At 64.9% G+C, this 26,781-nt stretch carries 24 protein-coding genes and 1 tRNA gene; 12 read left to right on the top strand and 13 right to left on the bottom strand.

What is annotated here, in order from left to right:
• Positions 1–173: 173 nt before the first annotated feature.
• The gene (locus U5A65_RS21315; protein WP_321913717.1) at positions 174–1,469 is read right to left on the bottom strand and encodes a cytochrome c; all 1,296 of its coding nucleotides are present in this window, start codon (positions 1,467–1,469) and stop codon (positions 174–176) included.
• 22 nt (positions 1,470–1,491) lie between these two features.
• Positions 1,492–2,259, bottom strand: coding sequence for a c-type cytochrome (locus U5A65_RS21310; RefSeq protein ID WP_321913718.1), 768 nt, complete (start codon positions 2,257–2,259; stop codon positions 1,492–1,494).
• 642 nt (positions 2,260–2,901) lie between these two features.
• On the opposite strand from U5A65_RS21310, the gene U5A65_RS21305 reads away from it, so the two are divergent.
• Positions 2,902–3,828 (top strand): copper resistance D family protein, encoded by a 927-nt coding sequence (locus U5A65_RS21305; RefSeq protein ID WP_321935035.1) that lies wholly within the window; start codon positions 2,902–2,904, stop codon positions 3,826–3,828.
• Between the two features lie 28 nt (positions 3,829–3,856).
• Here the strand turns inward: U5A65_RS21305 and U5A65_RS21300 are convergent, their stop codons facing one another.
• Together U5A65_RS21300 and dgoD are read right to left on the bottom strand one after the other, a co-directional pair.
• Positions 3,857–4,156 carry a hypothetical protein gene (locus tag U5A65_RS21300; RefSeq protein ID WP_321947251.1) on the bottom strand — a complete coding sequence of 100 codons (300 nt, stop codon included), beginning with the start codon at positions 4,154–4,156 and terminating at the stop codon, positions 3,857–3,859.
• Positions 4,157–4,439: 283 nt separating this feature from the next.
• Positions 4,440–5,588 carry a galactonate dehydratase gene (dgoD, locus tag U5A65_RS21295; protein ID WP_158758581.1) on the bottom strand — a complete coding sequence of 383 codons (1,149 nt, stop codon included), beginning with the start codon at positions 5,586–5,588 and terminating at the stop codon, positions 4,440–4,442.
• Positions 5,589–5,688: 100 nt separating this feature from the next.
• Between dgoD and U5A65_RS21290 the strand changes: the two genes are divergently transcribed.
• A complete protein-coding gene (locus U5A65_RS21290) occupies positions 5,689–6,402 on the top strand; it encodes a FadR/GntR family transcriptional regulator (protein ID WP_321947315.1) in 714 nt (237 codons plus the stop codon).
• A 162-nt stretch (positions 6,403–6,564) separates the two neighbouring features.
• Positions 6,565–7,581, top strand: coding sequence for a sensor domain-containing diguanylate cyclase (locus tag U5A65_RS21285; protein ID WP_321913721.1), 1,017 nt, complete (start codon positions 6,565–6,567; stop codon positions 7,579–7,581).
• A gap of 55 nt (positions 7,582–7,636) precedes the next feature.
• Here U5A65_RS21285 and U5A65_RS21280 read toward each other — a convergent pair whose 3' ends face one another.
• The 3 genes from U5A65_RS21280 to U5A65_RS21270 form a co-directional block, all read right to left on the bottom strand.
• Complete coding sequence (locus U5A65_RS21280) at positions 7,637–8,728, bottom strand: M14 family metallopeptidase (RefSeq protein WP_321947250.1); 1,092 nt, start codon at positions 8,726–8,728, stop codon at positions 7,637–7,639.
• 6 nt (positions 8,729–8,734) lie between these two features.
• Positions 8,735–9,925, bottom strand: coding sequence for a M20 aminoacylase family protein (locus U5A65_RS21275; protein ID WP_321913723.1), 1,191 nt, complete (start codon positions 9,923–9,925; stop codon positions 8,735–8,737).
• Positions 9,926–10,002: 77 nt separating this feature from the next.
• Positions 10,003–11,328 carry an MFS transporter gene (locus U5A65_RS21270; RefSeq protein ID WP_321947248.1) on the bottom strand — a complete coding sequence of 442 codons (1,326 nt, stop codon included), beginning with the start codon at positions 11,326–11,328 and terminating at the stop codon, positions 10,003–10,005.
• A gap of 134 nt (positions 11,329–11,462) precedes the next feature.
• Here U5A65_RS21270 and U5A65_RS21265 point away from each other — a divergent pair, with 134 nt between their 5' ends.
• Entirely contained in the window at positions 11,463–12,335 is an 873-nt protein-coding gene (locus U5A65_RS21265; protein ID WP_321935041.1) for a LysR family transcriptional regulator, read from the top strand.
• 78 nt (positions 12,336–12,413) lie between these two features.
• On the opposite strand, the gene U5A65_RS21260 is transcribed toward U5A65_RS21265, so the two are convergent.
• From U5A65_RS21260 to U5A65_RS21245, 4 genes are all read right to left on the bottom strand, one after another.
• Positions 12,414–12,490: transfer RNA gene (locus U5A65_RS21260), tRNA-Met, on the bottom strand.
• 111 nt (positions 12,491–12,601) lie between these two features.
• Positions 12,602–14,260, bottom strand: a complete 1,659-nt coding sequence (locus tag U5A65_RS21255; protein WP_321913726.1) for an MFS transporter — start codon at positions 14,258–14,260, stop codon at positions 12,602–12,604.
• A 322-nt stretch (positions 14,261–14,582) separates the two neighbouring features.
• Entirely contained in the window at positions 14,583–16,223 is a 1,641-nt protein-coding gene (locus tag U5A65_RS21250) for a sensor histidine kinase (protein ID WP_321913727.1), read from the bottom strand.
• A 12-nt stretch (positions 16,224–16,235) separates the two neighbouring features.
• Entirely contained in the window at positions 16,236–17,000 is a 765-nt protein-coding gene (locus U5A65_RS21245; RefSeq protein WP_321947246.1) for a response regulator transcription factor, read from the bottom strand.
• Between the two features lie 236 nt (positions 17,001–17,236).
• Between U5A65_RS21245 and recA the strand changes: the two genes are divergently transcribed.
• The 8 genes from recA (at position 17,237) to U5A65_RS21205 (ending at position 25,850) form a co-directional block, all read left to right on the top strand.
• Positions 17,237–18,313, top strand: coding sequence for a recombinase RecA (gene recA, locus U5A65_RS21240; RefSeq protein ID WP_321913729.1), 1,077 nt, complete (start codon positions 17,237–17,239; stop codon positions 18,311–18,313).
• Positions 18,314–18,465: 152 nt separating this feature from the next.
• Positions 18,466–19,248 (top strand): recombination regulator RecX, encoded by a 783-nt coding sequence (gene recX / locus U5A65_RS21235; RefSeq protein WP_321947245.1) that lies wholly within the window; start codon positions 18,466–18,468, stop codon positions 19,246–19,248.
• 119 nt (positions 19,249–19,367) lie between these two features.
• Complete coding sequence (locus U5A65_RS21230; protein ID WP_321913731.1) at positions 19,368–20,063, top strand: DUF2889 domain-containing protein; 696 nt, start codon at positions 19,368–19,370, stop codon at positions 20,061–20,063.
• Between the two features lie 50 nt (positions 20,064–20,113).
• The gene (gene sucC, locus U5A65_RS21225; RefSeq protein ID WP_321913732.1) at positions 20,114–21,280 is read left to right on the top strand and encodes an ADP-forming succinate--CoA ligase subunit beta; all 1,167 of its coding nucleotides are present in this window, start codon (positions 20,114–20,116) and stop codon (positions 21,278–21,280) included.
• A gap of 98 nt (positions 21,281–21,378) precedes the next feature.
• A complete protein-coding gene (gene sucD, locus U5A65_RS21220) occupies positions 21,379–22,260 on the top strand; it encodes a succinate--CoA ligase subunit alpha (RefSeq protein WP_069262862.1) in 882 nt (293 codons plus the stop codon).
• A gap of 184 nt (positions 22,261–22,444) precedes the next feature.
• Complete coding sequence (locus U5A65_RS21215) at positions 22,445–23,167, top strand: TerC family protein (protein ID WP_321913733.1); 723 nt, start codon at positions 22,445–22,447, stop codon at positions 23,165–23,167.
• Positions 23,168–23,300: 133 nt separating this feature from the next.
• Positions 23,301–23,912, top strand: coding sequence for a pilin (locus tag U5A65_RS21210; RefSeq protein WP_321935043.1), 612 nt, complete (start codon positions 23,301–23,303; stop codon positions 23,910–23,912).
• 99 nt (positions 23,913–24,011) lie between these two features.
• Entirely contained in the window at positions 24,012–25,850 is a 1,839-nt protein-coding gene (locus tag U5A65_RS21205; protein WP_321913735.1) for a PglL family O-oligosaccharyltransferase, read from the top strand.
• 62 nt (positions 25,851–25,912) lie between these two features.
• Here the strand turns inward: U5A65_RS21205 and U5A65_RS21200 are convergent, their stop codons facing one another.
• Both U5A65_RS21200 and moaC read right to left on the bottom strand, forming a co-directional pair.
• The gene (locus U5A65_RS21200) at positions 25,913–26,263 is read right to left on the bottom strand and encodes a nucleotide pyrophosphohydrolase (protein ID WP_158758565.1); all 351 of its coding nucleotides are present in this window, start codon (positions 26,261–26,263) and stop codon (positions 25,913–25,915) included.
• Between the two features lie 4 nt (positions 26,264–26,267).
• The gene (gene moaC, locus U5A65_RS21195; protein ID WP_321913737.1) at positions 26,268–26,747 is read right to left on the bottom strand and encodes a cyclic pyranopterin monophosphate synthase MoaC; all 480 of its coding nucleotides are present in this window, start codon (positions 26,745–26,747) and stop codon (positions 26,268–26,270) included.
• Positions 26,748–26,781: the final 34 nt, after the last annotated feature.

Here is a 26,781-nt window from a genome sequence, read left to right as displayed (position 1 = left end):
ATAGCGAAGGGCGCAGCCCGCGCTTTCGCGGACTGCGCCCTTATCAGGCAACCGCCACTATAACAGTAACCACTTGCGTGGGACCGCCGTAAGGGCTGAAGCCCTTACGGCGGTGGGCTGCTCTGCATGGGACCAGAGTAGGCACTGAAGCGCTAACTCTGGTCGACAGTGCGTCAGTCGAGCGGAGACGACCGCAGGTCGGCAACCTGCTGCGGGGAGACCGGCGTGCCCTTGTTGCCCCAGGACATGCGGATGAAGGTCACCACGGCCGCCACCTCCTGGTTCGAGAGCGACTGCGCGAACGGCGGCATGCCGTACGGGCGCGGGTTGCCCCCCGTGCTCGGCGGATAGCCGCCGTTGAGCACCATGCGGATCGGATTCACGGCCGAATGCATCTGGATCGACTGATTGTTCGCCAGCGGCGGGAAGTTCGGCGGCATGCCGAGACCATTCTCCGCGTGGCACTTTGCACACTGGTCATGGTAGATCTTCTGACCTTGCTGCAAGAGTTCGCCACCGAACGCTTCCGAAGTCTCCATCTGCATCGTTTCGGGCGCTTCCTTCTTCTGCGGGATGGTCTTCAGATACGAGGCCATCGCATGGATATCGTCGTCCGAGAGGTATTGCAGGCTGTTGTGGATCACGTCCGCCATCGGGCCGAACACGGCGCCGCGCTGGGAAACGCCGGTCTTCAGCAGGCTCGCGATGTCCTTGATGTCCCAGTCGCCAAGACCGCCTTCACTGCCCGTGAGCGACGGCGCGTACCAGTTCTGCAGCGGGATCAGGCCGCCCGCGAAGGCCGCCGAATTGACCGGGCCGCCCACCGCGTTGATGGACGTGTGGCACATGCCGCAGTGGCCGAGGCCTTCCACGAGATACGCGCCACGGTTCCATTCGACCGACTTGGTCGGGTCGGGCTTGTATTCGCCTTCGCGGAAGAACAGCGTGCGCCAGCCGATCAGCAGGTTGCGGTTGTTGAACGGGAACTTGAGCTCGTGCGGACGGCTAGGCACGTTGACCGGCGGGACCGAGCGCAGATACGCGAAGATCGCGTCGGCGTCGGCGCGCGTGACTTTGGTGTAGCTCGCGAACGGGAACGCCGGGTAGAGCAGGCTGCCGTCTTTCGAGCGGCCCGTGTGCATGGCGCGATAGAAGTCGTCGGCGCTCCACTTGCCGATGCCGTACTGGTCGTCGGGCGTGATGTTGGGCGTGTAGAGCGTGCCGAAGGGCGTAGCCATCGGCAGGCCGCCCGCGAACATCTGGCCGCCGCGCACGGTGTGGCAGGCGATACAGTCGCCGGCGCGCGCGAGATACTCGCCCTTCTTGATGAGATCGGCCTGATCGACGGGCGTCGCGGCAAGCGCTGCGCCATTTTGCAGATAGTGGGTGCCCGACCAGAGCACGGGCACGAGGGCCGCCGCAGCGGCCACGACGACGGCGGAAAGTGCGAACAGGGACTTGCGGTTCATATTGGCTGTCTCCCCCGGCGCCTTATTGCGGTTCGCTGCCGCAGGCAAGCGGCGTCTTGAGTGAGCCAGCCGGCGCCGGCACGGGGTTCTGCGGCGCGCTCTGCGTCGAGAGCCAGGCCGCGACCGCGTTCACGTCCTCGTCGGTGAGGCGTGTGGCGATCGTATGCATGCAGTCGGGCGCCTTCGCATGCCGCGAGCCCGAGCGCCAGGCGCCGATCTGCGCGCTGATGTAGTCCATATGCAGACCGACCAGACCCGGAATGGCCGGCTCCATGCCGGTGAGCTTTGCGCCGTGGCAGGCCGCGCAGGCGGGCACCTGCTTGGCCGGGTCGCCGTGCAGCACGATCTGCTGGCCGCGCGCGAGCGTGTCGCTGCCGACCGAAGGCTTCGCGGGCGCCGGGTAGGGCGGCCGCTGCTGCGAGAAGAACGTCGCGATCTCGTGCAGGTAGTCGTCGGAGAGATAGGTGACCAGATAATTCATCGGAGGGTACTTGCGGCGACCCTCGCGAAAGTTCATTAGCTGGTTGAACAGGTACTCGGCCGGTTTGCCCGCGAGACGCGGGAAGTAGTCGTTGTCGGTACCCTGCCCGTGCGAGCCGTGGCACGCGGTGCAGCCTTGCACGCGCGAGGCGATCGTGTCGGGGGCGCTGGGCTGCGGGGCCGAGGCCGCCGTCTGGGCATAGGCAGCGCTGAGAACGCTGGTCGACCCGAGCAAAAGTGCTGCTGCCAGAGGCGCGACGAGCGGAATGAGCGGTCGGAAGATACGTCTTGGGGACACGCGTAACTCCATCTTTATCGTGGACCTGACCAGGCTTCGAACGGCCCGGCTTCCAGGCTGCGCGCGATGAAAGCAGAAGACCGGGCGCGCTGCGGCGACGCAGCAGATTCTAGCATCGGGAACTTATAGTGACCATTTGCCGCATGCGCCACAAGAGCCCTCCGACACCTTCGTGGCGACATCGCGACGTGCTTGCGGCCGATCGTCGCGGCGGCGCCGGTTATGATTCTGCACCTGTTCGCCGATCGGTGACACGGGGTTGTCCCGCACCCGCGCCACACTCGCCGAGCCGCTCGCTGCTGGGCTCGTGTACGAGTTCATGCCGGGCGCATGCGGCAGCCACATTCCGTCGCGTGCGCGGACTCGATGCTCGCGCATGGAATCCGCGTTGAACCGGCTTCGAACCGGTGCTAAAGCCGCATTGAACCGATTGGTGCGGCGGCTATCGAACGAGGCACGCTTGCGGGCGTGCGTAGCGTTGCGATGTGCTGCGTCGGTGTCCTGCCGTTGCTGTTTTCATGTTGTTTCCTTGCCACTTGTCTCGATGACTCCAATTGCACTTTCCCTATCGTTGCATCAAGCGTTGCATCAAGCCGACCGATCCACTTCGCGCGAAGTCCGCGCGACCCGCAACACGCGGGAGGGCGAGGTCCGATGAAAGCTGACTGGCTCTGGATCGGGCAGGTCGCCATGGCGGCCATTGTCAACATTGCTTACGCCTTCGCGCTCGGCTCGGCGTTCTACAGCGCGTGGCTCGACAAGGACGGCCGCACGGCCGTCGCGCCCGCGCGCCTTGCATGGCTGCGTGCGCAACGCTCGCTGCGCGCCTCGGCGGTCGTGCTCGTCGCGGCGCTCATCATGTGGATGCTTTACGAAAGCGCGTCGGTCAGCGGCGAGCCGTTGCCGAGCGCGTTCGGCGTGGTCGGCACGGTGCTTTCGCAAACGCATGTCGGCCACGCGTGGTCCGTGGCTTTCGCGGGCGCGCTCGTGCTGCTCGGCTGCGCGTTCGCGGCCTCGAGCGTGGCGCGCGACGGCGTGCTGTGGCTCGCGCTCGTCGCCATCGCCGCGGGGCGCGCGGGGCTCGGGCATGCCGCCGATGCGGGCTTCGCATCGGCGGCGCTCGGCCTTCATACGTTGCATGTGCTGAGCGCCAGCGCGTGGAGCGGCATTGTCATGGCGGGCGGCCTGGCTGTCCTGCCGGCACTCGGCGCGTCGACGGCGCGCGGCGTGCTGATCCGCACAGCAGGCCAGGTCTCGAACGTGGCGTTCTTCGCGGTGGGCTTCGTGATCGCGACGGGCGTATTCAACACCCTGCGCGGCAGCGGCGGCTCGCTCGACGCCATCATGAACAGCGAGTGGGGCCGAGTGCTGCTGCTCAAGACTGCGCTCGTCGTGCTCGCGCTCGCGATGGGCGGCTTCAACCGGCTCGTCGCGATGCCGGAGCTGCGGCGCGCAGCGTCGACAGCGGCGGCGCGACGCTTCGTCAACGTGATCCATCTCGAAGCGATCGTGATGATCGGCGTACTGGTGACTGCCGCCGCACTTGCGCACACCGTGCCGGGCTACGTGTTGCAGGGCTGAAACGTCGCGCATTGGGCTGCGCCGGAGCTTACTCGTAGCCGAGCCGGTGACTAAGGATCGGTGCGAAGAAGAGGGCGATGGCGCAGCCTATGGCGTTGCCTTCGAGGTCCGCGAGCGCGGCCGCAGACGTTGGGTTCGCGATCAGCGCGAACAGTTGCGGCGCGCACCACAGCGCTGCTGCGCCGATCGCGGCGTACTCCACCCAGCCTATGCGCCAGCCGCGCATGAAGGCAATGGCGCCAGCGAGCACGCGCATGAAGCCGAAGGCGACGAGTGAGCCGACGGCGGCCTGTTCGCGAATGAGATAGTCGGGTAGTGACGCGTCCATGGAAACCTTTGCAATACCAAGATTGGGTTGCAAAGGAATCTGCAAGGAGCAGGCCAGCGAGTGGCGTTCGCTGGCGTCGTAAGCACGCGATGATGGCCGCGCCTTGAGCGGCGCGGCTTTCCATGAACTGGCTGTGTGCGCAAACGACATAAGCCGCTCGCGCGATTCACTAGCCTGCGCGCCCAAGCGCGCAAAGCCGCGCGAAATGTTACGCCGCCGAAACGCGCGGCGTTAAGCGCATCACCTTACGTTGCGTGCCGCGCATTTGACGTTCATCCTCGCATCACCATTCGGCGACGCTGCCATCCTCGTGACGCCACACCGGATTGCGCCAGCGGTGACCGGTCTTCGCCATCTCGCGCACCTTCTCCTCGTTCACGTCGATGCCAAGACCCGGGCCTTGCGGAATCGAAACGAAGCCGTCTTCGTACTTGAAGACTTCGGGATTCCTGATGTAGTCGAGCAGGTCGTTGCCCTTGTTGTAGTGAATGCCGAGGCTCTGTTCCTGGATGAACGCGTTGTAGCTCACCGCGTCGATCTGCAGACAGGTGGCGAGCGCGATCGGGCCGAGCGGGCAGTGCAGCGCGAGCGCGACGTCATAGGCTTCGGCCATCGCGGCGATCTTGCGGCATTCGGTAATGCCGCCCGCGTGCGAAGCGTCGGGCTGGATGATGTCGACGTAACCGCCCGCGAGAATGTGCTTGAAATCCCAGCGCGAATAGAGACGCTCGCCCAGCGCGATCGGCGTGCTGGTCTGGTTGACGATGTCGCGCAGCGCCTCGACGTTTTCGGAGAGCACCGGCTCTTCGATGAACATGAGCTTGAACGGATCGAGTTCCTTGGCGAGCACCTTGGCCATGGGCTTGTGCACGCGGCCATGGAAGTCCACGCCAATGCCGACGTTCGGGCCCACGGCCTCGCGCACGGCCGCGACGTTGTTGATGACGCCTTGCACCTTGTCGAACGTGTCGATGATCTGCAGCTCTTCCGAGCCGTTCATCTTCACGGCCTTGAAGCCGCGCTCGACCACGGCGCGCGCGTTGTTGGCGACGTCGCTCGGACGGTCGCCGCCAATCCACGAATACACCTTGATCTTGTCGCGCACCTGGCCGCCGAGCAGCGCGTGAACGGGCACGCCATGATGCTTGCCCTTGATGTCCCAGAGCGCCTGATCGACGCCCGCAATCGCGCTCATCGAGATCGGACCGCCGCGATAGAAGCCCGCGCGATACATCACCTGCCAGTGGTCTTCGATCAACAGCGGGTCTTTGCCGATCAGATAGTCGGCGAGTTCATCGACAGCGGCAGCGACCGTGTGCGCGCGGCCTTCGACGATCGGCTCACCCCAGCCGACGATCCCCTCGTCCGTTTCGATCTTCAGAAAGAGCCAGCGCGGCGGGACGACGAAGGTTTCGAGCTTGGTGATTTTCATGCGGTGTCTCCAGATAGGGCGCACGGCACGGACGGATGCCCGGCGCGTCTCGGAGCACATCCTACTGCAAAATTCGCCTTAAAGTGCTATTAATAGTATTATTTCGCGTCGATTCCCAATATCCAGGAGAGCAGCCATTCAGCGAGATCTGCACGGCACGGTGGCCTTCGAACTCGGCAGCGCGATCCTGCGCGGTGACCACGCGCCCGGCGCGGTCCTGCCGCGCGAGGCTGAGCTCATGGCGCGCTTCGACGTGAGCCGCACGGTGCTGCGCGAGGCGTTGCGCACGCTCACGTCCAAAGGGCTCGTGGAGTCGCGGCCGAAAGTGGGCACGCGCGTGCGAGAGCGCGCCGCATGGAACCTGCTCGATGCCGACGTGCTCGACTGGTACGCGCGCGTGGCGCCGCCGCTCGCGTTCGCGCTCAAGCTCCAGGAAATGCGCGAAATGATCGAGCCATTCGCGGCCGGGCTGGCCGCGAGCGCGCACGATGCCGATGCGCTGGCGTCGATCGCCGCCGCGCACGCGGCCATGGCCGAGGCGCGCAATGTGGACGAATGGGTGCGCGCGGACCTGCGCTTTCACCTTGCGGTGCTGGGGGCGTGCCGCAACGAATTGCTGGTGCCGCTCGGCACGCTGATCGAGCGCACGCTCGAAGGCCAGTTGCGCGTGAATGCGAAGCGCGCCGACGTGTTCAACGCGGCGCTGCCCGACCACACGCTCGTATACGACGCGATCGCGCAGCGCGACGCGCTTGCGGCGAGCCGCGCGATGGCGGCGCTGTTGCGCGTGACGCGCGAGCGTATCGAAGGCTGAGTGGATGCGCCCGCAACGAATTGCAGCAAGGCGCCGCGAATCGAAGATGTGAAACGTTTGCGCTGGCGCAATTAACAACGTTTGCTATGCTTTAGCACGATCCAACGGCGCTTCGGCTTTCAGCGCCGTCAGCAAGTCAAAGGCACGGCTAACGGTCAAGCGATGAAGAACAACGAAGCGAAAGACACGCAACTGGACAACGCAACCCTGCTGGAAATCATCAAGGCGCAGTCGGACATCGCGAAGCTCGGGCTCGATCTCGGCGGCGTGATGGCCTACGTGGCCGAGCGCACCGAGCAGCTCACAGGTGCGCACGGTGCCGTCGTCGAACTCGCCGAAGGCGAGGACATGGTGTACCGCGCGGCTTCGGGCAGCGTCGCGAACCTGCTCGGTTTGCGCCTTGCACGCGAGACGAGCCTGTCGGGCATGTGCGTGCGCGAGGGCGAGATCCTGCGCTGCGACGACGCCGAAACCGACCCGCGCGTGGACCGCGAAGCCTGCCGCCGCGCCGGCCTGCGCTCGATGATCGTCACGCCGCTCAAGCACCTCGAGACGACCGTCGGCGTTTTGAAAGTCACGCATGCGGAAGTGAATGCTTTCAACGACGAGGACATCCGCACGCTCTCGCTGATGTCCGAGCTCATCGCCGCGGCCATGTTCCATGCCGCGCGGCACGAGACGAGCGAGCTTTATTTGCGTGCAACGCACGACGCGCTCACAGGGCTGCCTAATCGCGCGCTCTTCTACGATCGCTTGCGTCAGTCGGTGGATCTCGCCGTGCGTTCGTCGGGCGGACTCGGCGTGCTCAATCTCGACATGGATGGCCTCAAGCCGATCAACGACTGCTACGGCCATCGCGCCGGCGACGCGGCGATCCGGGAGACCGCGACGCGCATCGCTCGCCACAGCCGCCGCGTGGACACGGCCGCGCGCGTGGGCGGCGACGAATTCGCAGTGATCTTGCCCGGCATCGCGGGGCGCGGGGATGCGGAGGCATACAGCCGCCGGCTTGTGGACACGGTGGGCGAGCCATTCGAGTTCGAAGGGAACCGCATCGATCTCGGTGTGAGCGTAGGCGTGGCCATCCTGCCCGAAGACGGCACCGAGATGACGGCGCTGATCGAATACGCCGATCGTTCGATGTACGAAACGAAGCGCGAGCGCAAGCGCGTGCGATGAGCGCCGCAGTGGCGCTCGAAACTCGCTAAGACGATATAGCGGCCGTTAGCGGCAGTTAACGCCCGCCGACAGGCATCCGCGAAAGGCCGAGCACCCCTTGCAGGATGGCCGCGCGCGACTGCCCGAGAATCTGCCCTTGCCAGAGCGGGTCATCGAAGCAGAACGCCGCGCGGATCTGCTCGCGAATGCCTGCGGCTTCCGGCGCGTCCGGATGGCGGCGCACCCACACATCGGCGCGCAACATATGCAGCATCGGCACTAGCGGCACGGTGCCGAACTCGATCGCGATCGCCGTTGTCTGCGCGCGCGGGCAGGTCGTGCGCAGCGTGTCGAGAATCGGGCCTCCCACGTTCGACGCGATCGTCGAGCCGTCGAGCGGGCTTGCCACGTCGGCGCCCCACCAGGCACGCGCACGCTGCAGTTCCGCCACATCGATGCGGCCCACGCAGATCTTCTCGCCATGTCCGGCCGGACCGAGGCCGGTATGAAAGTCGATCCAGCCGATCTGCTCGCACTGGCTCGCGTGTTGCGCGAGCAGCGTCTGCAGCAGGCGGGTGCTCCATACGTGCCGCTCGCCGCCATAGAAAAGGCCGTCGGCATGATGGTACTGGCCGGTTGTCAGCGCGCGTTGATAGGCCGGTTCGCCGTGGCTCGCAATGTAGCTCGCGATTGCCTCGGCGTTGCTGTCCGAAGGCGGCCATTGCGCAGGCACCAGCAGCGTGTGCAGCGCCTCATAATCCTCGTTGTACGGCACCGCACGGGTGAAATCGATGCTGTTGCGATTGAGGTCGACGTTGTCCTCGTTCGTGCGCGAGAGCCACGAGAAGCCGTATGGGTTGATCGCATGCACGACGAGCACCGCCACGCCGAGCGCGTTGAGGCGCGCCTGCAGCGCGGCATCGCCGAGCAAGGCCGTTTGCGCCGCGCTCCCGCAAAACCCTTCGACGCCATGCGTGCCGGACGTCAGCACGAGCAGGCGCTTCGCGTTCGCGGGGCCGAGCCGGACGACGTCGGTTGCGAGCGCCTCGCCTTCGCGTCCCTCCATTTCAGGGATGACGTGGCTCGCGAGCGCCAGGCCGCGTGAGGCGGCGGCGCCCATGAACCGGGCGCGCGCCTCGCTGTAGGTGGTGGAGAACAGGGAAGGCATGAGCGCTTATTTCGTGAGGAAGGCCTCGACGAGGCGCACCCAGTACGTCGATCCCAGCGTGAGCACGTCGTCGTTGAAATCGTAGCTCGTGTTGTGCAGCATGCACGGGCCGAGGCCGTGGCCATGCGCGCGATGGTCGCCGGTGCCATTGCCGATATACGCGTAGCAGCCCGGGCGCTCGAGCAGGAAGAACGAAAAGTCCTCCGCGCCCATGGTCGGGTCGATATTGCGCACCACATGGTTCGCCCCGACGACTTCCTTCATGACGTCGAGCGCGAAGTGCGTCTCGGCCTCGGTGTTGACCGTCGGCGGATAGTTGCGGTGGAACGAAAACTCCACCGTGCAACCGTAAGCGGCCGCCGTCGCCTCCGAGAACTCGCGCATGCGCTTCTCGATCAGATCGAGCACCTCGAGCGAGAACGTGCGCACCGTGCCGGCCAGCGTCGCCGTGTCGGGAATCACGTTGACGGCCTCGCCGGCCTGCATCTGCGTGATCGAGAGCACGGCGGCGTCGATCGGGCGCTTGTTGCGCGTCATGATGCTTTGCAGGCCCGTGCCGATCTGCATGGCGGTCAGCACAGGGTCGATGCCGTCTTGCGGAATGGCGGCGTGCGCGCCCGTTCCCTTCACGACGATGCGAAACTCGTTGCTCGACGCCTGGGTCGCGCCCACGCGTGCGCCGAAGCTGCCTGCAGCGAGGCCCGGCCAGTTGTGCAGGGCGAACACCGCATCGACGGGAAACTTCTCGAAAAGGCCGTCTTCGAGCATGGCCTTCGCGCCGCCGCCGCCTTCCTCGGCGGGCTGGAAAATGAACACCACGGTGCCGTCGAAATGGCGATGCTGCGACAGATGCTGTGCCGCGCCGAGCAGCATCGCGGTGTGGCCGTCGTGCCCGCACGCGTGCATCTTGCCCGCGTGCTTCGATGCGTGCGCGAACGTGTTGAGCTCCTGGATCGGCAGCGCGTCCATGTCGGCGCGCAAGCCGATGGTTTTGGTGCCGGTGCCGTTGCGCAGCACGCCGACGACGCCGGTCTTGCCGAGACCGCGCGTGACCTCGATGCCCCACGATTCGAGCCGTTCGGCGACGAGCGCGGACGTGCGATCTTCTTCGTAGCGCAATTCGGGGTGGGCGTGGATGTCGCGGCGAATGGCTTGCAGTTCGGCTTCGGCTGCGGCGATTTCGGCGATGATGGTCATGAGACTCCCTTCGTTTCGGTGATGATGCGTGCGAGCCGTACGCGGGACGGCTGCGCGATGGATGGTGAATGCGCCGCCTATAGCAAAGGCTGGCGCGAGCGGTCTTTCAGCAAGAGCAGGGTGATGAGGCCGACGGCTGCACCGAAGAGGCCGTAGTAGACGACCGAGAGCTTGTCGCCGGTCCAGCCGATCAGCAGCGTGGCGATCGCGCCGGCGAAGCCGCCGAAGATCATCACCGCAAAGTTGTAGCCGATGGCGAGCGACGTGGCGCGCACGCGCGCCGGAAACAGTTCGCAGACGAAGGCGCAGTACGCGCCCTGAAAGAGGCCGAGCGAAAGCATCAGGCAGCACTGCACGAAGATCAGCACAGGCAGCGTGGGCACGGCGCTCACGAGCCGGAAGAGCGGATACGCGACGATCAGGCTGATCACCGCCGAGGCCACCATCGGCTTCTTGCGGCCAACGGCGTCCGAGATGCGGCCCGAAGCGAGCGTGCCGACGATATACGCAACCGCGGCGCACAGCGAAGCGATCACCGAGCTTTGGAACGACACGCCGAGTGAGCGCGTGGCATAGCTCGGCATGTAGTAGTAGAAGAGGTACGTGCCGATCGTGCCGTATATCGTCAGGCCGAAGCCCGCGAGCACCTGACGCCAGTGCGAAACCATCGATTCGAGAAAAGGCGAGCGTTTCGGGCGCTTATCGTGGCGCGCATCGCTGAAGACAGGCGACTCATCGAGGCGCGAGCGCACGTAAAGGCCCACGGGCACGATAAGCAGGCCGATAGCGAACGGGATGCGCCAGCCAAACGCGCTGATCTGCTCGGCCGTGAGCGTCTGCGTGATGGCGACGCTCACCGCCGCGCCAAGCAGCATGGCGCAGGCCTGCGCGATCATCTGGAAGCTGCCGTACACGCCACGGCGTTCCACAGGCGCGTGCTCGACCAGAAACGCCGTCGCGCTGCCCACTTCGCCGCCCGCCGAAAAGCCCTGCAGAAAGCGCCCGACGAGCATGAGAATCGGCGCCGCGAGGCCGATCTGCGCGTAGGTGGGCGCGAGCGTGATGACGGCCACGCCGAGCGCCATCACGAAGATCGTGATGAGCAGGGCGGCCTTGCGGCCGTGCCGGTCCGCATAGTTGCCGAGCACGATGCCGCCGAGCGGGCGCGTGAGGAAGCCGACGCCGAACGTGGTCCACGTTGCGAGCAGCGCGGCCGTGGGATTCTCGCTCGGGAAGAACTGCTTCGCGATCACCGCTGCGAAGAAGGTGAACACAGTGAAGTCGAACCACTCGAGCGCATTGCCGATGGTTGCGACCGCAATCACACGCAGGTCGATACGGCGCGCCGCGCTTTGGGTGTGTGCCGGCGTGGCTGCACCGGCCGTTTCAATTGAGAACCCCATCCGGACGTCTCCTCCAGTTGTTGGTCTGACTGGCTTTCGTGTGGAATCATTCTGGTTGCGCAGACAATCAAAAAAAAGTGATATTTTCTGAAATGCGACTTCAGAAATTTTGATGAATTGGGGGACATGAACCCGTGAGTACGTTGCGAATGCTGCGCACGTTCGACGCCATCGCCCGATACGGCTCGTTTGCGCTCGCCGCCGAGCACCTGTCGCTGACCCAGTCGGCGATCAGCATGCAGATGCGCTCGCTCGAGGAAACCTTCGGCCAGCAGCTGTTCGACCGGGCAGGGCGCACGGTCGTGCTCAACGCCATGGGCAAGGCGCTGCTGCCGCATGCCCAGGCGATGCTCGCGCAGTACGAGGCGATGCGCATGCTGGCGGCGGGAGTCGAAGCGCAGACGGGGCCGGTCACGATCGGCGCGGTGGAGTCGGCCGTGAGCGCGCTCGCTCAGGCCGTGGCGAAACTGAAGACGGCGCGGCCGAGTCTCGAGATCCGCATCGTGACGGCGAGGTCGATCGAACTCGCCGCGCAACTCGACGCGGGCGAGATCGATTGCGCCGTGCTCGTCGATACGCCGGGGCGGCGCTTGGCGCGTGTCCGCTGGACGCCGCTGTACACCGAGCCTGTTGTCGCGCTGGTGCCTGCGAGCCTGAAATCGGGTTCGGTAGCGCAACTGCTGAGCAACGAACGGTTCCTGCGCTTCGACAGCACGCAGCGAACAGGCATCCTGATCGACCGTGCCTTGCGCAAGCGGCGTTACAAGGTCAACGTGTTTCTCGAACTCAGTTCACTGGAAGGCGTAGCGGCGCTGGTGAGGCAAGGTGTGGGCGTGACTGTCGTGCCGCTCTTGCGCAACGCCAACTGGACGCACGATGAGGCCCTGCGCGTGCTGTCCTTGCCGGGCGAGACGGAATTTCGCAGCGTGGGGATGCTCGAGCGCGCGGAGCACGAGAAGCAGCACATCACGGCGTTGATCGCGCAACAGCTCGTGGCGGCGGTTTGATGGGGGGATTGGTGGGGGATTGGGCGGAGAAAAGAAAAAAGCCGCTGTCCTTGTGGGACAGCGGCTTTCTTTTGCAACTGGTGGCGAATCAGGGATTCGAACCCCGGACCTGCGGATTATGATTCCGTCGCTCTAACCGGCTGAGCTAATTCGCCGAAGAAAAGAATTATCGCTACTCGGCCCGAAGCTGTCAACCCCCTTCGTCATCTTTTTTGCAGAGAAGGCAGTCGCCGGGCGAGAAGCCCCGCCCGGCGGCGTTCACAGCCTCAATCCTGCGCGTAGATATCCGAGTCCTTGGTTTCCTTCACGAACAGCATGCCGATCACGAAGGTGCCCAGCGCGATGATGATCGGATACCAGAGGCCCGAGTAGATATCGCCGCGCGCCGCCACGATCGCGAAGGCGGTCGCCGGCAGGAAGCCGCCGAACCAGCCATTGCCGATGTGATAGGGCAGCGACATCGAGGTGTAGCGGATGCGTGTCGGGAACATCTCCACCAGCATCGCCGCGATCGGCCCGTACACCATGGTCACGAAGATCACGAGGATCGTCAGCATCACCACGGTCATCGGCCAGTTGAGCTGCGCCGGGTCGGCCTTGAGCGGATAGCCCGCCGCTTTCAGCGTGGCCGCGAGCGTCTTCTCGAACAGCGCACCGGCTTCCTTGGCGCCCGGCGCCCGGCCGTCAAACGTGTCGATGGTCGTGTCGCCCACCTTGATCTGCGCGAGCGTGCCAGCCGGAGCGGCCACGTTCTCGTAGTTCAGGCCAGCCTTCGAGAGCGCGCTCTTGGCGATGTCGCACGAGCTCGTGAACTTCGAGGTGCCAACCGGGTTGAACTGGAACGAGCATTCGGCCGGATTCGCGATCACGACGATCGGCGCGCGCTGCGTCGCGGCTTCGAGCGCCGGGTTCGCGTAGTGCGTGATTGCCTTGAAGATCGGGAAGTAGGTGAGCGCCGCGATCAGGCAGCCAGCCATGATGATGGGCTTGCGGCCGATCTTGTCCGAAAGCGCGCCGAAGAACAGGAAGCACGGCGTGCCGATCAGCAGCGCCAGCGCGATCAGGATGTTGGCGCTGGCGCCGTCCACCTTCAGCGTTTGCGTGAGGAAGAAGAGCGCGTAGAACTGGCCCGTGTACCAGACCACGGCCTGGCCAGCCGTGAGGCCGAAGAGGGCGAGCAGCACGACCTTGAGGTTCTTCCACTGGCCGAACGCTTCCTTGATCGGCGCCTTCGAGACCTTGCCTTCCGCCTTGATGCGCTTGAACGCCGGCGATTCGTCGAGTTGCAGACGGATCCACACCGAAACGGCGAGCAGCAGGATCGAGGCGACGAACGGAATGCGCCAGGCCCATGCGGCGAACTGCTCTTCGCCGACGAACGTGCGCACGCCGAGGATCACGAGCAGCGAGAGGAAGAGGCCAAGCGTGGCGGTCGTCTGGATCCACGCGGTGTAGAAACCGCGACGTCCGGGCGGCGAATGTTCAGCGACATACGTCGCGGCGCCGCCGTACTCGCCGCCGAGCGCGAGACCCTGCAGCAGACGCATGGCGATGAAGATCACCGGCGACGCAATGCCGATTGCGGCGTAGCCGGGCAGGAAACCGACCACGAAGGTCGAGAGACCCATGATGACGATCGTGACGAGGAACGTGTGCTTGCGGCCCACGAGGTCGCCGAGGCGCCCGAACACGATCGCGCCGAACGGGCGCACGGCAAAGCCGGCTGCGAAGCCGAGCAGTGTGAAGATGAAGCCGGCCGTGGGATTGACGCCGGAAAAGAAGCTCTTGCTGATGAAGGCCGCGAGCGAGCCGGCCAGGTAGAAGTCGTACCACTCGAACACGGTGCCGAGCGACGACGCGAAGATCACGCGTTTTTCGTCGCGGGTCATCGGCGCGTGCGAGACTTGTCCGCCAACGGTTGCCATAGATGTCTCCAGTATTGATATGCGTGTGGTCCGTCGGGCAGGCGACGCTAAAGACCCGCGGTCCTGCGGAGCATTATTGGAATGGAAACTTACGGGCTTCTGACGCGCGTGTGGGTTTCTGAGGGATGCGTCGGAGTGGGGTCTAATCAGTTATGTTCGGCAAACTATTCGATAAGTTCGCGCATTGATGGTCGAATGTCTTTTAACGCGCGAAATTGAGTTTGCGTATTGCGTATCGGATAAGGGTAAGTCCCATCCCGCTTTTCTGACGTGATCCGTCAGTTTCCGGGTGGTTTTGCCGCTCAAGCGGCGGCGATGCCGCTCAAGCTTTCGCGCGCAGCCGCAGCGTCACGCGCACGAGCGTCCCGGCGAGTCGCGGCGTGTCTTGATAGACGTGATCGTCGATGGCGAGCGTGCCGCCGTGCATCGTGGCGATCTCGCGCACGATCGCGAGCCCGAGACCGCTGCCTTCGCCGTCGCGCCCGAGAATGCGGTAGAAGCGCTCGAACACGCGCTCGCGCTCGGCGGCAGGAATGCCCATACCCGTGTCTTCCACTTCGAGATGGACCACGCCCGCCGCGGGTTCCGGCCGCACGCGCACGGTAATGCGCCCGCCCGCAGGCGTATAGCGGATCGCGTTGTCGATGAGGTTCGAGAGCATCTCGCGCAGCATCACCGGGTTGCCGTCCACTTCGACGCGCGCCACCGCTCCGTCCTCGTCCTGCTCGCTCCCGTACGCCGTTTCGGGGCCTTCGTAGCCGAGGTCCATCTGTTTGGCGAGCGCCGGCTGCACCCAGTCGCGCACGGCGTGGCGCGCCACGTCCGCCACGTCGACCGGCGTGAAGATCTGCCCGGACATGCGGTTTTCCGCGCGCGCGAGCGCGAGCAGCTGCGTGACGAGCCGCGCGGCGTGCTCGGAGCTTGTCGCGATCTGCTCGAGCGAGCGGTGCACTTCGGCAGGCGCGTCCTGGCGCAGCGCGAGTTCGGCCTGGGTGCGCAGGCCCGCGAGCGGCGTCTTCATCTGATGGGCGGCGTCGGCGATAAAGCGCTTTTGCAGCTCCATGTTCTGCTCGAGCCGCGTGAGCAGGTCGTTGAACGAGGTGACGAGCGGCTCGATTTCGGGCGGCGCGCGGCGCGCTTCGAGCGGCGAAAGATCGTCGGGGCGGCGCATGCGGATGTTCGACTGCAGCGCGTGCAACGGCGCGAGGCCCCGCGAGAGACCGAACCACACGAGCAGGATCGCGAGCGGCAGGATTACGAACTGAGGCAGGATCACGCCTTTGATGATGTCGTTGGCCAGTTGGCGGCGCTTGTCGAGCGTTTCTGCGACCTGCACGAGCACCGGTTGACCCGGCCGGTCGCCGGCGCTCAGGTGCGTCGGCTCCACTGTTGTATAGGCGACGCGGATGTCGATGCCACGCAGCGTGTCGTCGCGGAACTCGACGAGACCGGGCGGCGGGCGGTCGTCGTCGTGCGGCAGCGGCATGTCGCGATCGCCGCCAATCAGCTCGCCGCGGCTGCCGAGCACCTGGTAGAACACGCTGTCGACGTTGTCGGCGCGCAGGAAGTCGCGCGTGGAGGCGGGCAGTGTGAGTTCGGCCACGCCGTTGACGGGCTGGATCTGGCGCGCGAGCACATAGGCGTCGGTTTCGAGCGCGCGGTCGAAGGGGCCGTTGGCGATCGACTTCGCCACGAGATACGTGACCGCGATGCTCATCGGCCAGAGCAGCAGCAAGGGCGCGAGCATCCAGTCGAGAATCTCGCCGAAAAGCGAGCGCGGGCGCGCCTCGGCGGCGGCTTCGGCTTCGTCGGGCGGGGCGAACGGGTTGGCGTAGCGGGCGTCGCGCGCGTCGTCGTCGAGGGCGTCGGCCGTGAATGCGGACGCGCCCGATGTGTTTTCGCCGGCTGTGCTCGCGGCGCCCTTGGGCGGCACGGCGCGCGCGATGGGAGGACGCCCGGCCATCTTCGACTCCGCCTATTTGAAATAGTGGCTGGCGGGCATCGCCGGCGTGGCGTCGGGTGTGCCGGTCTCGGCGCGTGTGCCTGGCTGGCTCGCGCCGGCGTGCGTTTCCTTCGCCTCCTTTTCGAGGCAGTAGCCCAGTCCGCGCACCGTCACGATGCGCACGCCGCCGGTTTCCAGCTTCTTGCGCAGCCGGTGCACGTAGACTTCGATGGCGTTGTTGCTGACTTCCTCGCCCCACTCGCACAGGTGATCGACGAGCTGCTCCTTCGAGACGAGCCGCCCGAGCCGCTGCAGCAGCACTTCCAGCACACCGAGTTCGCGCGCCGAAAGATCGAGCACCTGGTCGTTGATGCGCGCAATGCGCCCCACCTGGTCGTACGAGAGCGCGCCATGCCGCACCATGGTCGGGCCGCCGCCCGCGCCGCGCCGCGTGAGCGCACGCACGCGCGCTTCGAGTTCGTTGAGCGCGAAGGGCTTGGCCATGTAGTCGTCGGCGCCGAGGTCGAGGCCTTTCACGCGCTCGTCCACGCTGTCGGCGGCGGTGAGGATCAGCACGGGCAGGTTGGAATTGCGCGCGCGCAAACGGCGCAGCACTTCGAGGCCCGGCATTTTCGGCAGGCCAAGATCGAGGATCAAGAGGTCGAACGACTGCATCGACAGGGCAGTATCGGCATCCACGCCGCTACGCACGTGATCAACGGCATAGCCCGATTGGCGGAGTGATCTCACGAGCCCGTCCGCGAGTATGCTGTCGTCTTCGGCAATGAGGATTCGCATGTTGCGCCAACGTCGCTTTCGAGGCCCTTTGACCTCGTAGCACCGGCGCCGCGCCGCGTCTTTGAAGGCGCGGCCAGGCGACGCGCGGCGGTCTCCCGAAATTCGCGGTTCTGGATCGCCGGAAAGGCTTGCCAAAACCACTGTTTTTTTATACAGTGTCTGCGTTCGTGTGCATTAGCCCGAATGAGGCGTGCGCATGGTCACGAGACGCCGTTCATCATAGCAAAGGACGATTCATGGAAGATAGCAAGAAAGGCTCGGCTGGGCTGACTGCTGAAAAGAGCAAGGCGCTGGCCGCCGCGCTCGCGCAGATCGAAAAGCAGTTCGGCAAGGGGTCGATCATGCGACTCGGCGACGGCGAAGCGGTCGAGGACATCCAGGTAGTCTCCACCGGTTCGCTCGGCCTCGACATCGCGCTTGGCGTGGGCGGTTTGCCGCGCGGCCGCGTGGTCGAGATCTACGGTCCGGAATCGTCGGGCAAGACCACGCTCACGCTGCAGGTGATCGCCGAAATGCAGAAGCTCGGCGGCACGGCGGCGTTCATCGACGCGGAACACGCGCTCGACGTGCAATACGCCGCCAAGCTCGGCGTGAACGTGCCTGAACTGCTCATCTCGCAGCCGGACACGGGCGAGCAGGCGCTCGAAATCACCGACGCGCTGGTGCGCTCGGGCTCGATCGACATGATCGTGATCGACTCGGTCGCGGCGCTCGTGCCGAAGGCCGAAATCGAAGGTGAAATGGGCGACTCGCTGCCGGGTCTGCAGGCGCGTCTGATGTCGCAGGCGCTGCGCAAGCTCACCGGCACGATCAAGAAGACGAACTGCATGGTGATCTTCATTAACCAGATTCGCATGAAGATCGGCGTGATGTTCGGCAACCCGGAAACCACCACGGGCGGCAACGCACTCAAGTTCTACTCGTCGGTGCGTCTGGACATTCGCCGCATTGGCTCGATCAAGAAGAACGACGAAGTCATCGGCAGCGAAACGCGCGTGAAGGTTGTGAAGAACAAGGTCTCGCCGCCGTTCCGCGAAGCCGTGTTCGACATTCTGTACGGCGAAGGCATTTCGCGTCAGGGCGAAATCGTCGACCTCGGCGTGCAGGCCAAGATCGTCGACAAGGCGGGTGCGTGGTACAGCTATAACGGCGAGCGCATTGGCCAGGGCAAGGACAACGCACGCGAATTCCTGCGCGAGAACTCGGACATCGCTCGTGAGATCGAAAACCGCATCCGCGAATCGCTGGGCGTGAGCACGATGCCGGCCGGCGTCGACAATTCCGGCGAAGTCGAAGTCGCTGACGAAGAGTAAATTCTTCAGGCTCTCGTAGATAAGGCAAGCTGATGCGCAAGGGCGGGTCACCTACGTCCTCGCCTTCCGGCGATCAGGCTAACTCGCGGGCGGGTTCGCCTGCTGACCGGGGCGCCGAGCGGCGCCCCGCCGTGAAGCCTGCCGACGCACGCATGAGCCGTTCAAGCCGCGACGCCCAGGCGGGCGATCGCGGCTTTGCGCATTCTGACGCGGCATATTCCGCGCCCGCCGATCTCAGCGACGATGGCGGCGCGGTCTTCGAAGTGCCGTTCGAGGCTTTCTTCGGCGGGACCAATGAGTCGGCGGAAAACGCGTCATCAGAGCCGCTGCCGTTCGAAACATCATTCAAGCGCTCGCGCCGTGGGCCTGGCGAAACCGCTCGCGAATCCAGCGCACCGCAAGCCGATCAATACGAGCGCAGCTCGGTCACCCGTGCCGCACGCGCGAGCGAGCGCGAAAAAGCATCCACGGCAAAGCAGCGGCCCGAGCGCTCCCTCAAGGGTCGCGCGCTCGGCTATCTTTCGCGCCGCGAATACAGCCGCGCCGAACTTTCGCGCAAGCTCGTGCCGTACACCGAAGACGCCGACGCACTCGAAGCGCTGCTCGATTCGCTCGAGCGCGAAGGCTGGCTCTCCGACGCGCGCTTTGCCGAAAGCGTCGTGCACCGGCGTGCGGCGCGCGTGGGGGCAGGGCGTATCGTCAGCGAACTCAAGCGCCACGCCGTGGGCGATGCGCTCATCGAAGAAGTCAGCACGCAACTGCGTGAGACCGAACTCGCGCGCGCCCGCACGGTCTGGCAGAAGAAGTACGGTCAGTTGCCCGAAACGCCCGCCGAACGCGCGCGCCAGGCGCGCTTTCTCGCGGCGCGGGGCTTCTCGATGTCGATCATCGGGAAGATCCTCAAGGGAATCGAGGAAGACTGGTCCGACAATTGAGCCGGCCGTCTCGAAAAATCCGTACAGACATGTCCACGCCAGGCCTGTGTGTTCGCGGCTGTCTCAAATACCCGGTATGTTAAAATCGCGAGGTTTTCCAATCCGGTCTTACCTTTAGCATGCCGCTTTCTCCGCCCGTGCCCCGCCAGTTGCGCCACCAGCGCGCCATTCGGGCGGTTGCCTATGAGCGCGAAGACGGCCTGTGGGACATCGACGCGTGCCTGACCGACCACAAGCCACGCGACGTGCCGCTCGCCGCCGGTGTCCGGCCCAATGGTCTGCCGATCCATGAACTCTGGCTGCGCATTACGATCGATCGCAAGCTCAACGTCGTCGACGCAGAAGCGTCGTCCGACTGGGTGCCTTACGACGGTCAGTGCCAGAACGCTCATCCCGCCTATCGGGCCCTTATCGGGCTCAATCTCCTCCAGAACTTCCGCCGCGAAGCGGGCCGGCTCCTCGCCGGCACGGTTGGCTGCACGCACCTCACAGAAATGTTGGGCGTATTGCCGACCGCAGCGATCCAGGCGTTCGTTGGAGAAGTGTGGGACACATCGAATGGCTCGCCGGGTGAAGCGCCCGGACCGGAACACGGCAAGACCGCCGGAGGCATTGAGGCCGACGGTGAAAAGCCGCCCTTCCAGCTTGGCCGCTGCCATGCGCTGCGGTTCGACGGGGAGGCGGTGAAGCAGTTTTATCCGCGCTGGTATGGCCATGTGCCGCGTTCAATAGAGCGCGGCGCCGAAACCCCCAGCGTGCGCGACAGCCGGAGCCCGGGCCAAGAGGGCAGGGCCGACGCCGTCTCGCATGAATAACAACAGCGGAATCGAAGTTCACTCCAACTCTCAGACTGAAGGAATCACGCATGAAGATTCACGAGTACCAGGGTAAGGAAATCCTGCGGAAATTCGGAGTCGCCGTCCCGCGCGGCATCCCGGTGTTTTCGGTGGATGACGCGGTCAAGGCCGCTGAAGAGCTGGGCGGTCCGGTTTGGGTCGTCAAGGCACAGATCCATGCAGGTGGCCGCGGCAAGGGCGGCGGCGTGAAGGTTGCGAAGTCGCTGGAACAGGTCCGCGAATACGCGAACCAGATCCTCGGCATGCAGCTCGTTACGCACCAGACCGGTCCGGAAGGCCAGAAGGTCAAGCGTCTGCTGATCGAAGAAGGCGCTGACATCAAGCAAGAACTGTATGTCAGCCTTGTCGTCGATCGCGTGTCGCAGAAGATCGTGCTGATGGGTTCGAGCGAAGGCGGCATGGACATCGAAGAAGTCGCCGAAAAGCACCCGGAGCTGATCCACAAGGTCATCGTCGAGCCGTCGACGGGTCTGCTGGACGCCCAGGCTGACGACCTCGCCGCGAAGATCGGCGTGCCGGCTGCTTCGATTCCGCAAGCGCGTGAAGTCCTGAAGGGCCTGTACAAGGCATTCTGGGAAACCGACGCGTCGCTGGCCGAAATCAACCCGCTGAACGTCTCGAGCAACGGCACCGTGACCGCACTCGACGCGAAGTTCAACTTCGACTCGAACGCGCTGGCACGTCACCCGGAAATCGTCGCGTACCGCGATCTGGACGAAGAAGATCCGGCTGAAATCGAAGCGTCGAAGTTCGACCTCGCGTACATCTCGCTCGACGGCAACATCGGCTGTCTCGTGAACGGCGCAGGCCTCGCCATGGCCACGATGGACACCATCAAGCTGTTCGGCGGCGAGCCGGCGAACTTCCTGGACGTGGGCGGTGGCGCCACGACCGAGAAGGTCACCGAAGCGTTCAAGCTCATGCTCAAGAACCCGGACCTGAAGGCGATCCTCGTGAACATCTTCGGCGGCATCATGCGCTGCGACGTGATCGCAGAAGGCGTGATCGCGGGTTCGAAGGCCGTGAACCTGAATGTGCCGCTCGTCGTGCGCATGAAGGGCACGAACGAGGACCTCGGCAAGAAGATGCTGGCCGATTCGGGCCTGCCGATCATCTCGGCAGACAGCATGGAAGAGGCTGCGCAGAAGGTTGTCGCAGCTGCCGAAGGCAAGTAATTTTCACCGGACACGAATGGCGTGATGCCGGCGCGAACACCGCAACGCAAGAAGCGGTCTGGCGCGACGCATAACGCCAAACGAACAGAGGTCAATACATGTCGATTCTGATCAACAAAGACACCAAGGTCATCACGCAGGGCATCACCGGCAAGACCGGTCAGTTCCACACCCGCGCTTGCCGTGAGTACGCGAACGGCCGCGAAGCGTTCGTCGCTGGCGTGAACCCGAAGAAGGCCGGCGAAGATTTCGAAGGCATTCCTATCTACGCGAACGTGCGTGAAGCGAAGGATGCTACCGGCGCGACCGTTTCGGTCATTTATGTGCCGCCGGCAGGCGCTGCCGCTGCGATCTGGGAAGCCGTCGAGGCCGACCTCGATCTCGCGATCTGTATCACGGAAGGCATTCCGGTTCGCGACATGATCGAAGTGAAGGACCGTATGCGCCGCGAAGGCCGCAAGACGCTGCTCCTCGGCCCGAACTGCCCCGGCACGATCACGCCGGACGAGCTGAAGATCGGCATCATGCCGGGTCACATCCACCGCAAGGGCCGCATCGGCGTCGTGTCGCGTTCGGGCACGCTGACGTATGAAGCGGTTGCCCAGCTGACCGCGATCGGCCTCGGCCAATCGTCGGCAGTCGGTATCGGCGGCGACCCGATCAACGGTCTGAAGCACATCGACGTCATGAAGATGTTCAACGACGATCCGGATACGGACGCCGTGATCATGATCGGCGAAATCGGCGGTCCGGACGAAGCCAATGCCGCCGAGTGGATCAAGGACAACATGAAGAAGCCGGTGGTTGGCTTCATCGCGGGCGTCACGGCGCCTCCGGGCAAGCGCATGGGCCACGCCGGCGCGCTGATCTCGGGCGGTGCGGACACGGCCGACGCGAAGCTGGAAATCATGGACGCGTGCGGCATCAAGGTCACGCGCAATCCGTCGGAAATGGGTCGTCTGCTGAAGGCGATGCTGTAAATTCGAAATACACTGGCGCTTGTGCATCATGCATGCGCGGGCGGCCAGCGTTTTTTGATATGCTTGCGGAATCCTTTCACGAGGTTTCCGAACAAAAAGCGAGGGAGCCAGTCATGGCCTCCTCGCTTTTTTATTTGGCTCGATATCTGAGCCCATCCTGAATTCCGGCTGAGTTTTCGTTTCCATGCTCGAGTTTTTCGCGACGCTCCACTGGGGCGCTGTCATCCAGATCATCGTCATCGACATCCTGCTCGGTGGTGACAACGCCGTGGTGATCGCGCTCGCCTGCCGCGACCTGCCTGCGCAGCAGCGCATGCGCGGCATTCTGTGGGGCACCGCCGGTGCGATCGCGCTGCGCGTGGTGCTGATCGCCTTCGCCGTCGTGCTGCTCAACGTGCCGTTCCTCAAGTTCACGGGCGGCCTGCTGCTGCTGTGGATTGGTGTGCGGCTGCTCGCGCCCAGTCATCTCGAGCACGCCAACGTGAAGCCCGCCGACAAGCTGGTGGGCGCGATCAAGACGATCATCGTCGCCGACGCGGTGATGAGCCTCGACAACGTGGTCGCGATTGCGGGCGCCGCCGAATCCGCCGATCCGCAACACCGCATTGCGCTCGTGATCTTCGGGCTGATGGTGAGCATTCCGCTCATCGTGTGGGGCAGCCAGCTTGTGCTCAAGCTGCTCGACCGCTACCCGGTGATCATCACGCTCGGCGCGGCGCTGCTCGGCTGGATCGCGGGCGGCCTCATCATCAACGATCCCGCCGGCGACCGCTGGCCGCTGCTCGATACGCCCGCGGCCGAGTACGGCATGTGCGTGGCCGGGGCGGTGTTCGTCGTTGCGCTCGGGACCTGGCTCAGGCGCCGCAACGCGCGGCGGGCCGCGGCGCAAGGGCCGCAATCCCACTGAGCACTGAACGCGCATGGCTGTGCCATTGCGCCTAGGCCATCTGGCCGACTGATGGGCAAACCGGGCCGCCGATACGATCAAGACGCCTGTTCACGACTGTGAGCAGGCGTTTCTTGTTTCAGGAGCCCTGACGATGACCGTATCTGCATTTCCCTTGAGCCCGCCGCCGGGCAACCACTGCGCGTGTTTCGCCCGTCTCTCGCGCCTCGCAAGCCTTGCCTCCCGCTGGACCGCACGCGGCTTCACGCTGATCGAACTGATGATCGTGCTCGCGATCGTCGGCGTGATCGCCGCTTACGCCATTCCCGCCTACCAGGACTACCTCGCCCGCAGCCGCGTAGGGGAGGGTCTCTCGCTCGCGGCTTCCGCGCGGCTTGCCGTGGCGGAGAACGCCGCGAGCGGCAACGCGTTCGGCGCGGGCTACACGGTGCCGCCCGCCACGCGCAACGTCGAGTCGCTGCATATCGACGATACGACCGGTCAGATCACCGTCGCCTTCACCTCGCGCGTGGCGCCCGAGGGCAGCAATACGATCGTGCTCGTGCCTTCGGTGCCGGACAACGCCGATGCGCCCACCGCGCGCGTCGCGCTCGCGCAGGGCAGCGTGCAGGGCGGCACGCTCACGTGGGAGTGCTTCGCAGCGGGCAAGACGGCTTCCTCGCTCGGCGCACCCGGAGCGGGCCCGTCGCCGGCGGACGCCGCAACGCTGGCGGGCAATCTTGCACCGCCGGAGTGCCGCGCGTAGGGGTTGCGCGTGGGTGCGGGTGCGGTCGAACCGGCTGCACCCGCACAGCGGGGGAAAAGTTTTGTATAGTGCCCGGTTGCTGAACGGCCCCGCCCAACCATGCCTTCCAATTTTGCGCGTTACCTTACGTTCGTCTTGCTGGCCCTCGCGTTGACGCTGCCTTATGCGGTCGTCAACCACACCTATCCGATTCCCACGTTCTATGCGGAATTCGTTGCACTGACACTTTATGTGCTGATGGGTGCTGCCACGTTGTTGCTCGTTCGCCCGGCGCGCTCGGGCGAGGGCTTCGCGTCGCCCACGGTCGCGCTCGTGCCGCTTTTATTCGGCCTGCTGCTGGTCGTGCAGACGTTCGCGTTGCCGCTCGCCGAGCCCTCGATGAACTGGCTCGGCGCGGGCTACCTGCTCGCCGCCGTGCTGGCGACGCACGCGGGCTACACCATCACGCGCGCGCGCCTCATGCAGTCGGCGCTCGTGTGGGGGGCGTTCGCGCTCCAGATCGGCGGCCTTTTCGCCGTATTCACCCAGGTGATCCAGCTCTTTCACCTGGAAACGAAGGTCACGCCGCTCGTGGTTGCGTACAACATAACGGTGGATCGCCGGCCGTTCGGCAACATGGCACAGGCCAATCACCTGGCCACGTATATCGCCTTTGCGATGGCCGGTGCGATGTACCTTGCGCTCACGCGGCGTCTGAACATTCTGCTCTGGGGCGTGCTGACCGCGATCTATTCCGGTGGCCTCGCGCTCACGGTGTCGCGCGGGCCGTGGCTGCAGATGGGCGTGATTTTCGTCGCGGGCCTGTGGATCGCGTTCGCGGGCTGCCGTACCGAAGCAGGCGAGGGGCGCAGCTTCGGTGCGCAAGGCCAGGCGTCGGCGGGTTCGGGCCACAAGCCCGGTGGCGTGCGCGCCTGGATCATTCCGGTCGTGCTCGTGCTGATCTTTTTCGGCATGAATGCGTTCGTGCGCTGGGCCAACGTCCACTACGGCCTGGACCTTGCACAGTCGGCCGCCGAGCGCATGAAGGACGCGAGCCAGATCGCGCCGCGCCTCGCGCTGTGGCGCTACGGCTGGACGATGTTCAAGTCGCATCCGGTGCTGGGCGTCGGCTGGGGCGATTTTCCGATGCATCAGTTCGAGCTGGTCCGCTCGCTTGGCGGCGTCGAGATCGCCAATAACGCGCACGATATCTTCCTCGACCTGCTCGCGAAGACCGGCATCGTCGGCCTTGCCATCGTCGTGATCGGGCTCGTCGCGTGGTTCGTGCGTGGGCTGCGCGCGCCGCACACCGCCGAGCGCGTATTCGGCTTCATGCTGATCGGCGTGCTCGTCATGCATGCGCTCGTCGAGTATCCGCAGCAGTACATGTTCTTCCTGCTGCCGGCGATGTTCGTTTTCGGCCTGTTGGAGACCAAGCCGCTGCGTATTCTGCCGTCGCGCGTCTCGCTCGGCGTGTATGCGGTGATCGTGTTCGGCGGCGTCGCGGCGCTGTACCCGGTGCTGCGCGACTACAACCGCGCCGAGGTGCTCTATTACGGGCAGCATCCGGCACGCGACTACGGCGACGACCCTTCGCGCCTGTTCGGCGCCTGGGGCGACTACGGCATGGCGACGCTGTTGCCGATGAATGCCGCGAGCCTTTCGAGCAAGCTTTACGCGCACCAGCGCGCCATCGCGCTGCTGCCCGGAGAAACGGTGCTGCGCCGCTACGCCGTTTTGCAGGCGCTGGATGGCGATACGGCGGGCGCATTCGATACGGTGGAGCGCCTGCGCATTTTCGCGATGGAACTGCACGACTGGCCGACCCAGCTCGCTTCGCTCTATGGCTTGCTCGACGAGCAGCCCACGCTTGCGGACTTCAAGGCGCAACTCGTGAAGAAATATGGGACGCCAGCGAAGTCGGTCGAAGAAGACGACGAGGACGATTCGGACGACTAAGCCTCAAGGCGCGCGCATGAAGCGGCGGCTTGTCGCCGCGTTCTGCGCCGCGCCTTTGGCAATCAAAGCTCGGAGTATTTCGCGGCGCTGCCTTTCGCCTTTTCCACGGGGTAGCGCTGCGCGTTCAGCTTGAGCTTTTCGGCTGCCGCATCGACCAGATCGATCCCCGCGGTATGCGCGACCAGCAGAAGGTAGATGAACACATCCGCGCATTCGTGCTTGAGGTGCGTGAGTTGCGCGGGATCGGCGAGCAGGGCGTCGATCTGCGCGTCGGTCTTCCACTGCACCGTCTCTAGCAGCTCGCCCGCCTCGATGCTCGTGGAGACGATCAGGTTGCGCAACGTGTGAAACTGTTGCCAGTCGCGCTCGTCGCGGAACGCCAGAACCTGCGCGCGTAGTTCGTCGAGAGTCATGATCTCAGCGCTCCGCCACCCAGTCCCCCGACTTCCCGCCGTGCTTCTCCAGCACGCGCACATCGGTGATCGTCATGCCGCGGTCCACCGCCTTGCACATGTCGTAGACGGTCAGCAGGCCGACCTGCACGGCAGTCAGCGCTTCCATCTCCACGCCCGTGCGGCCGAGCGTTTCCACCTGCGCCGTGCAGTGGACGCCGGGCAGCGCTTCGTCGAGCACGAAGTCCACCTTCACGCGCGTGATCGCGAGCGGGTGGCACAGCGGAATCAGATCCGAGGTGCGCTTTGCCCCCTGGATCGCGGCGATGCGCGCAACGCCGATCACGTCGCCTTTTTTCGCGTGGCCGTCGCGGATCAGCGCGAAGGTTGCCGGCAACATGCGGATCGTGCCGCTCGCGAGCGCAATGCGCTTCGTCTCTGCCTTGCCGCCAACGTCGACCATGTGGGCGTCGCCGGCTGCGTCAAAATGCGTGAGTTCAGGCATGGTGGGTTCTTCCTTGAGGGGTACCTATCTTAAC

It is taken from the genome of Paraburkholderia sp. J10-1 (assembly GCF_905220165.1).
Lineage (GTDB): Bacteria > Pseudomonadota > Gammaproteobacteria > Burkholderiales > Burkholderiaceae > Paraburkholderia.
Note: the sequence above shows the minus strand (reverse complement) of the source record. Positions and strands in the feature narration are given on the sequence as shown.

Coding starts and splice junctions, on each gene's coding strand:
- U5A65_RS21280 (WP_321947250.1), bottom strand. CDS start 8,728: ATGCCTTCCCTGTTCTCCACCACCTACAGCGAGGCGCGCGCCCGGTTC.
- U5A65_RS21255 (WP_321913726.1), bottom strand. CDS start 14,260: ATGGCAACCGTTGGCGGACAAGTCTCGCACGCGCCGATGACCCGCGAC.
- U5A65_RS21305 (WP_321935035.1), top strand. CDS start 2,902: ATGAAAGCTGACTGGCTCTGGATCGGGCAGGTCGCCATGGCGGCCATT.
- moaC (WP_321913737.1), bottom strand. CDS start 26,747: ATGCCTGAACTCACGCATTTTGACGCAGCCGGCGACGCCCACATGGTC.
- U5A65_RS21275 (WP_321913723.1), bottom strand. CDS start 9,925: ATGACCATCATCGCCGAAATCGCCGCAGCCGAAGCCGAACTGCAAGCC.
- U5A65_RS21285 (WP_321913721.1), top strand. CDS start 6,565: ATGAAGAACAACGAAGCGAAAGACACGCAACTGGACAACGCAACCCTG.
- recX (WP_321947245.1), top strand. CDS start 18,466: ATGAGCCGTTCAAGCCGCGACGCCCAGGCGGGCGATCGCGGCTTTGCG.
- U5A65_RS21205 (WP_321913735.1), top strand. CDS start 24,012: ATGCCTTCCAATTTTGCGCGTTACCTTACGTTCGTCTTGCTGGCCCTC.
- U5A65_RS21270 (WP_321947248.1), bottom strand. CDS start 11,328: ATGGGGTTCTCAATTGAAACGGCCGGTGCAGCCACGCCGGCACACACC.
- U5A65_RS21200 (WP_158758565.1), bottom strand. CDS start 26,263: ATGACTCTCGACGAACTACGCGCGCAGGTTCTGGCGTTCCGCGACGAG.
- sucD (WP_069262862.1), top strand. CDS start 21,379: ATGTCGATTCTGATCAACAAAGACACCAAGGTCATCACGCAGGGCATC.
- U5A65_RS21250 (WP_321913727.1), bottom strand. CDS start 16,223: ATGGCCGGGCGTCCTCCCATCGCGCGCGCCGTGCCGCCCAAGGGCGCC.
- U5A65_RS21300 (WP_321947251.1), bottom strand. CDS start 4,156: ATGGACGCGTCACTACCCGACTATCTCATTCGCGAACAGGCCGCCGTC.
- sucC (WP_321913732.1), top strand. CDS start 20,114: ATGAAGATTCACGAGTACCAGGGTAAGGAAATCCTGCGGAAATTCGGA.
- U5A65_RS21315 (WP_321913717.1), bottom strand. CDS start 1,469: ATGAACCGCAAGTCCCTGTTCGCACTTTCCGCCGTCGTCGTGGCCGCT.
- recA (WP_321913729.1), top strand. CDS start 17,237: ATGGAAGATAGCAAGAAAGGCTCGGCTGGGCTGACTGCTGAAAAGAGC.
- U5A65_RS21210 (WP_321935043.1), top strand. CDS start 23,301: ATGACCGTATCTGCATTTCCCTTGAGCCCGCCGCCGGGCAACCACTGC.
- U5A65_RS21245 (WP_321947246.1), bottom strand. CDS start 17,000: ATGCGAATCCTCATTGCCGAAGACGACAGCATACTCGCGGACGGGCTC.
- U5A65_RS21230 (WP_321913731.1), top strand. CDS start 19,368: ATGCCGCTTTCTCCGCCCGTGCCCCGCCAGTTGCGCCACCAGCGCGCC.
- U5A65_RS21215 (WP_321913733.1), top strand. CDS start 22,445: ATGCTCGAGTTTTTCGCGACGCTCCACTGGGGCGCTGTCATCCAGATC.
- U5A65_RS21310 (WP_321913718.1), bottom strand. CDS start 2,259: ATGGAGTTACGCGTGTCCCCAAGACGTATCTTCCGACCGCTCATTCCG.
- dgoD (WP_158758581.1), bottom strand. CDS start 5,588: ATGAAAATCACCAAGCTCGAAACCTTCGTCGTCCCGCCGCGCTGGCTC.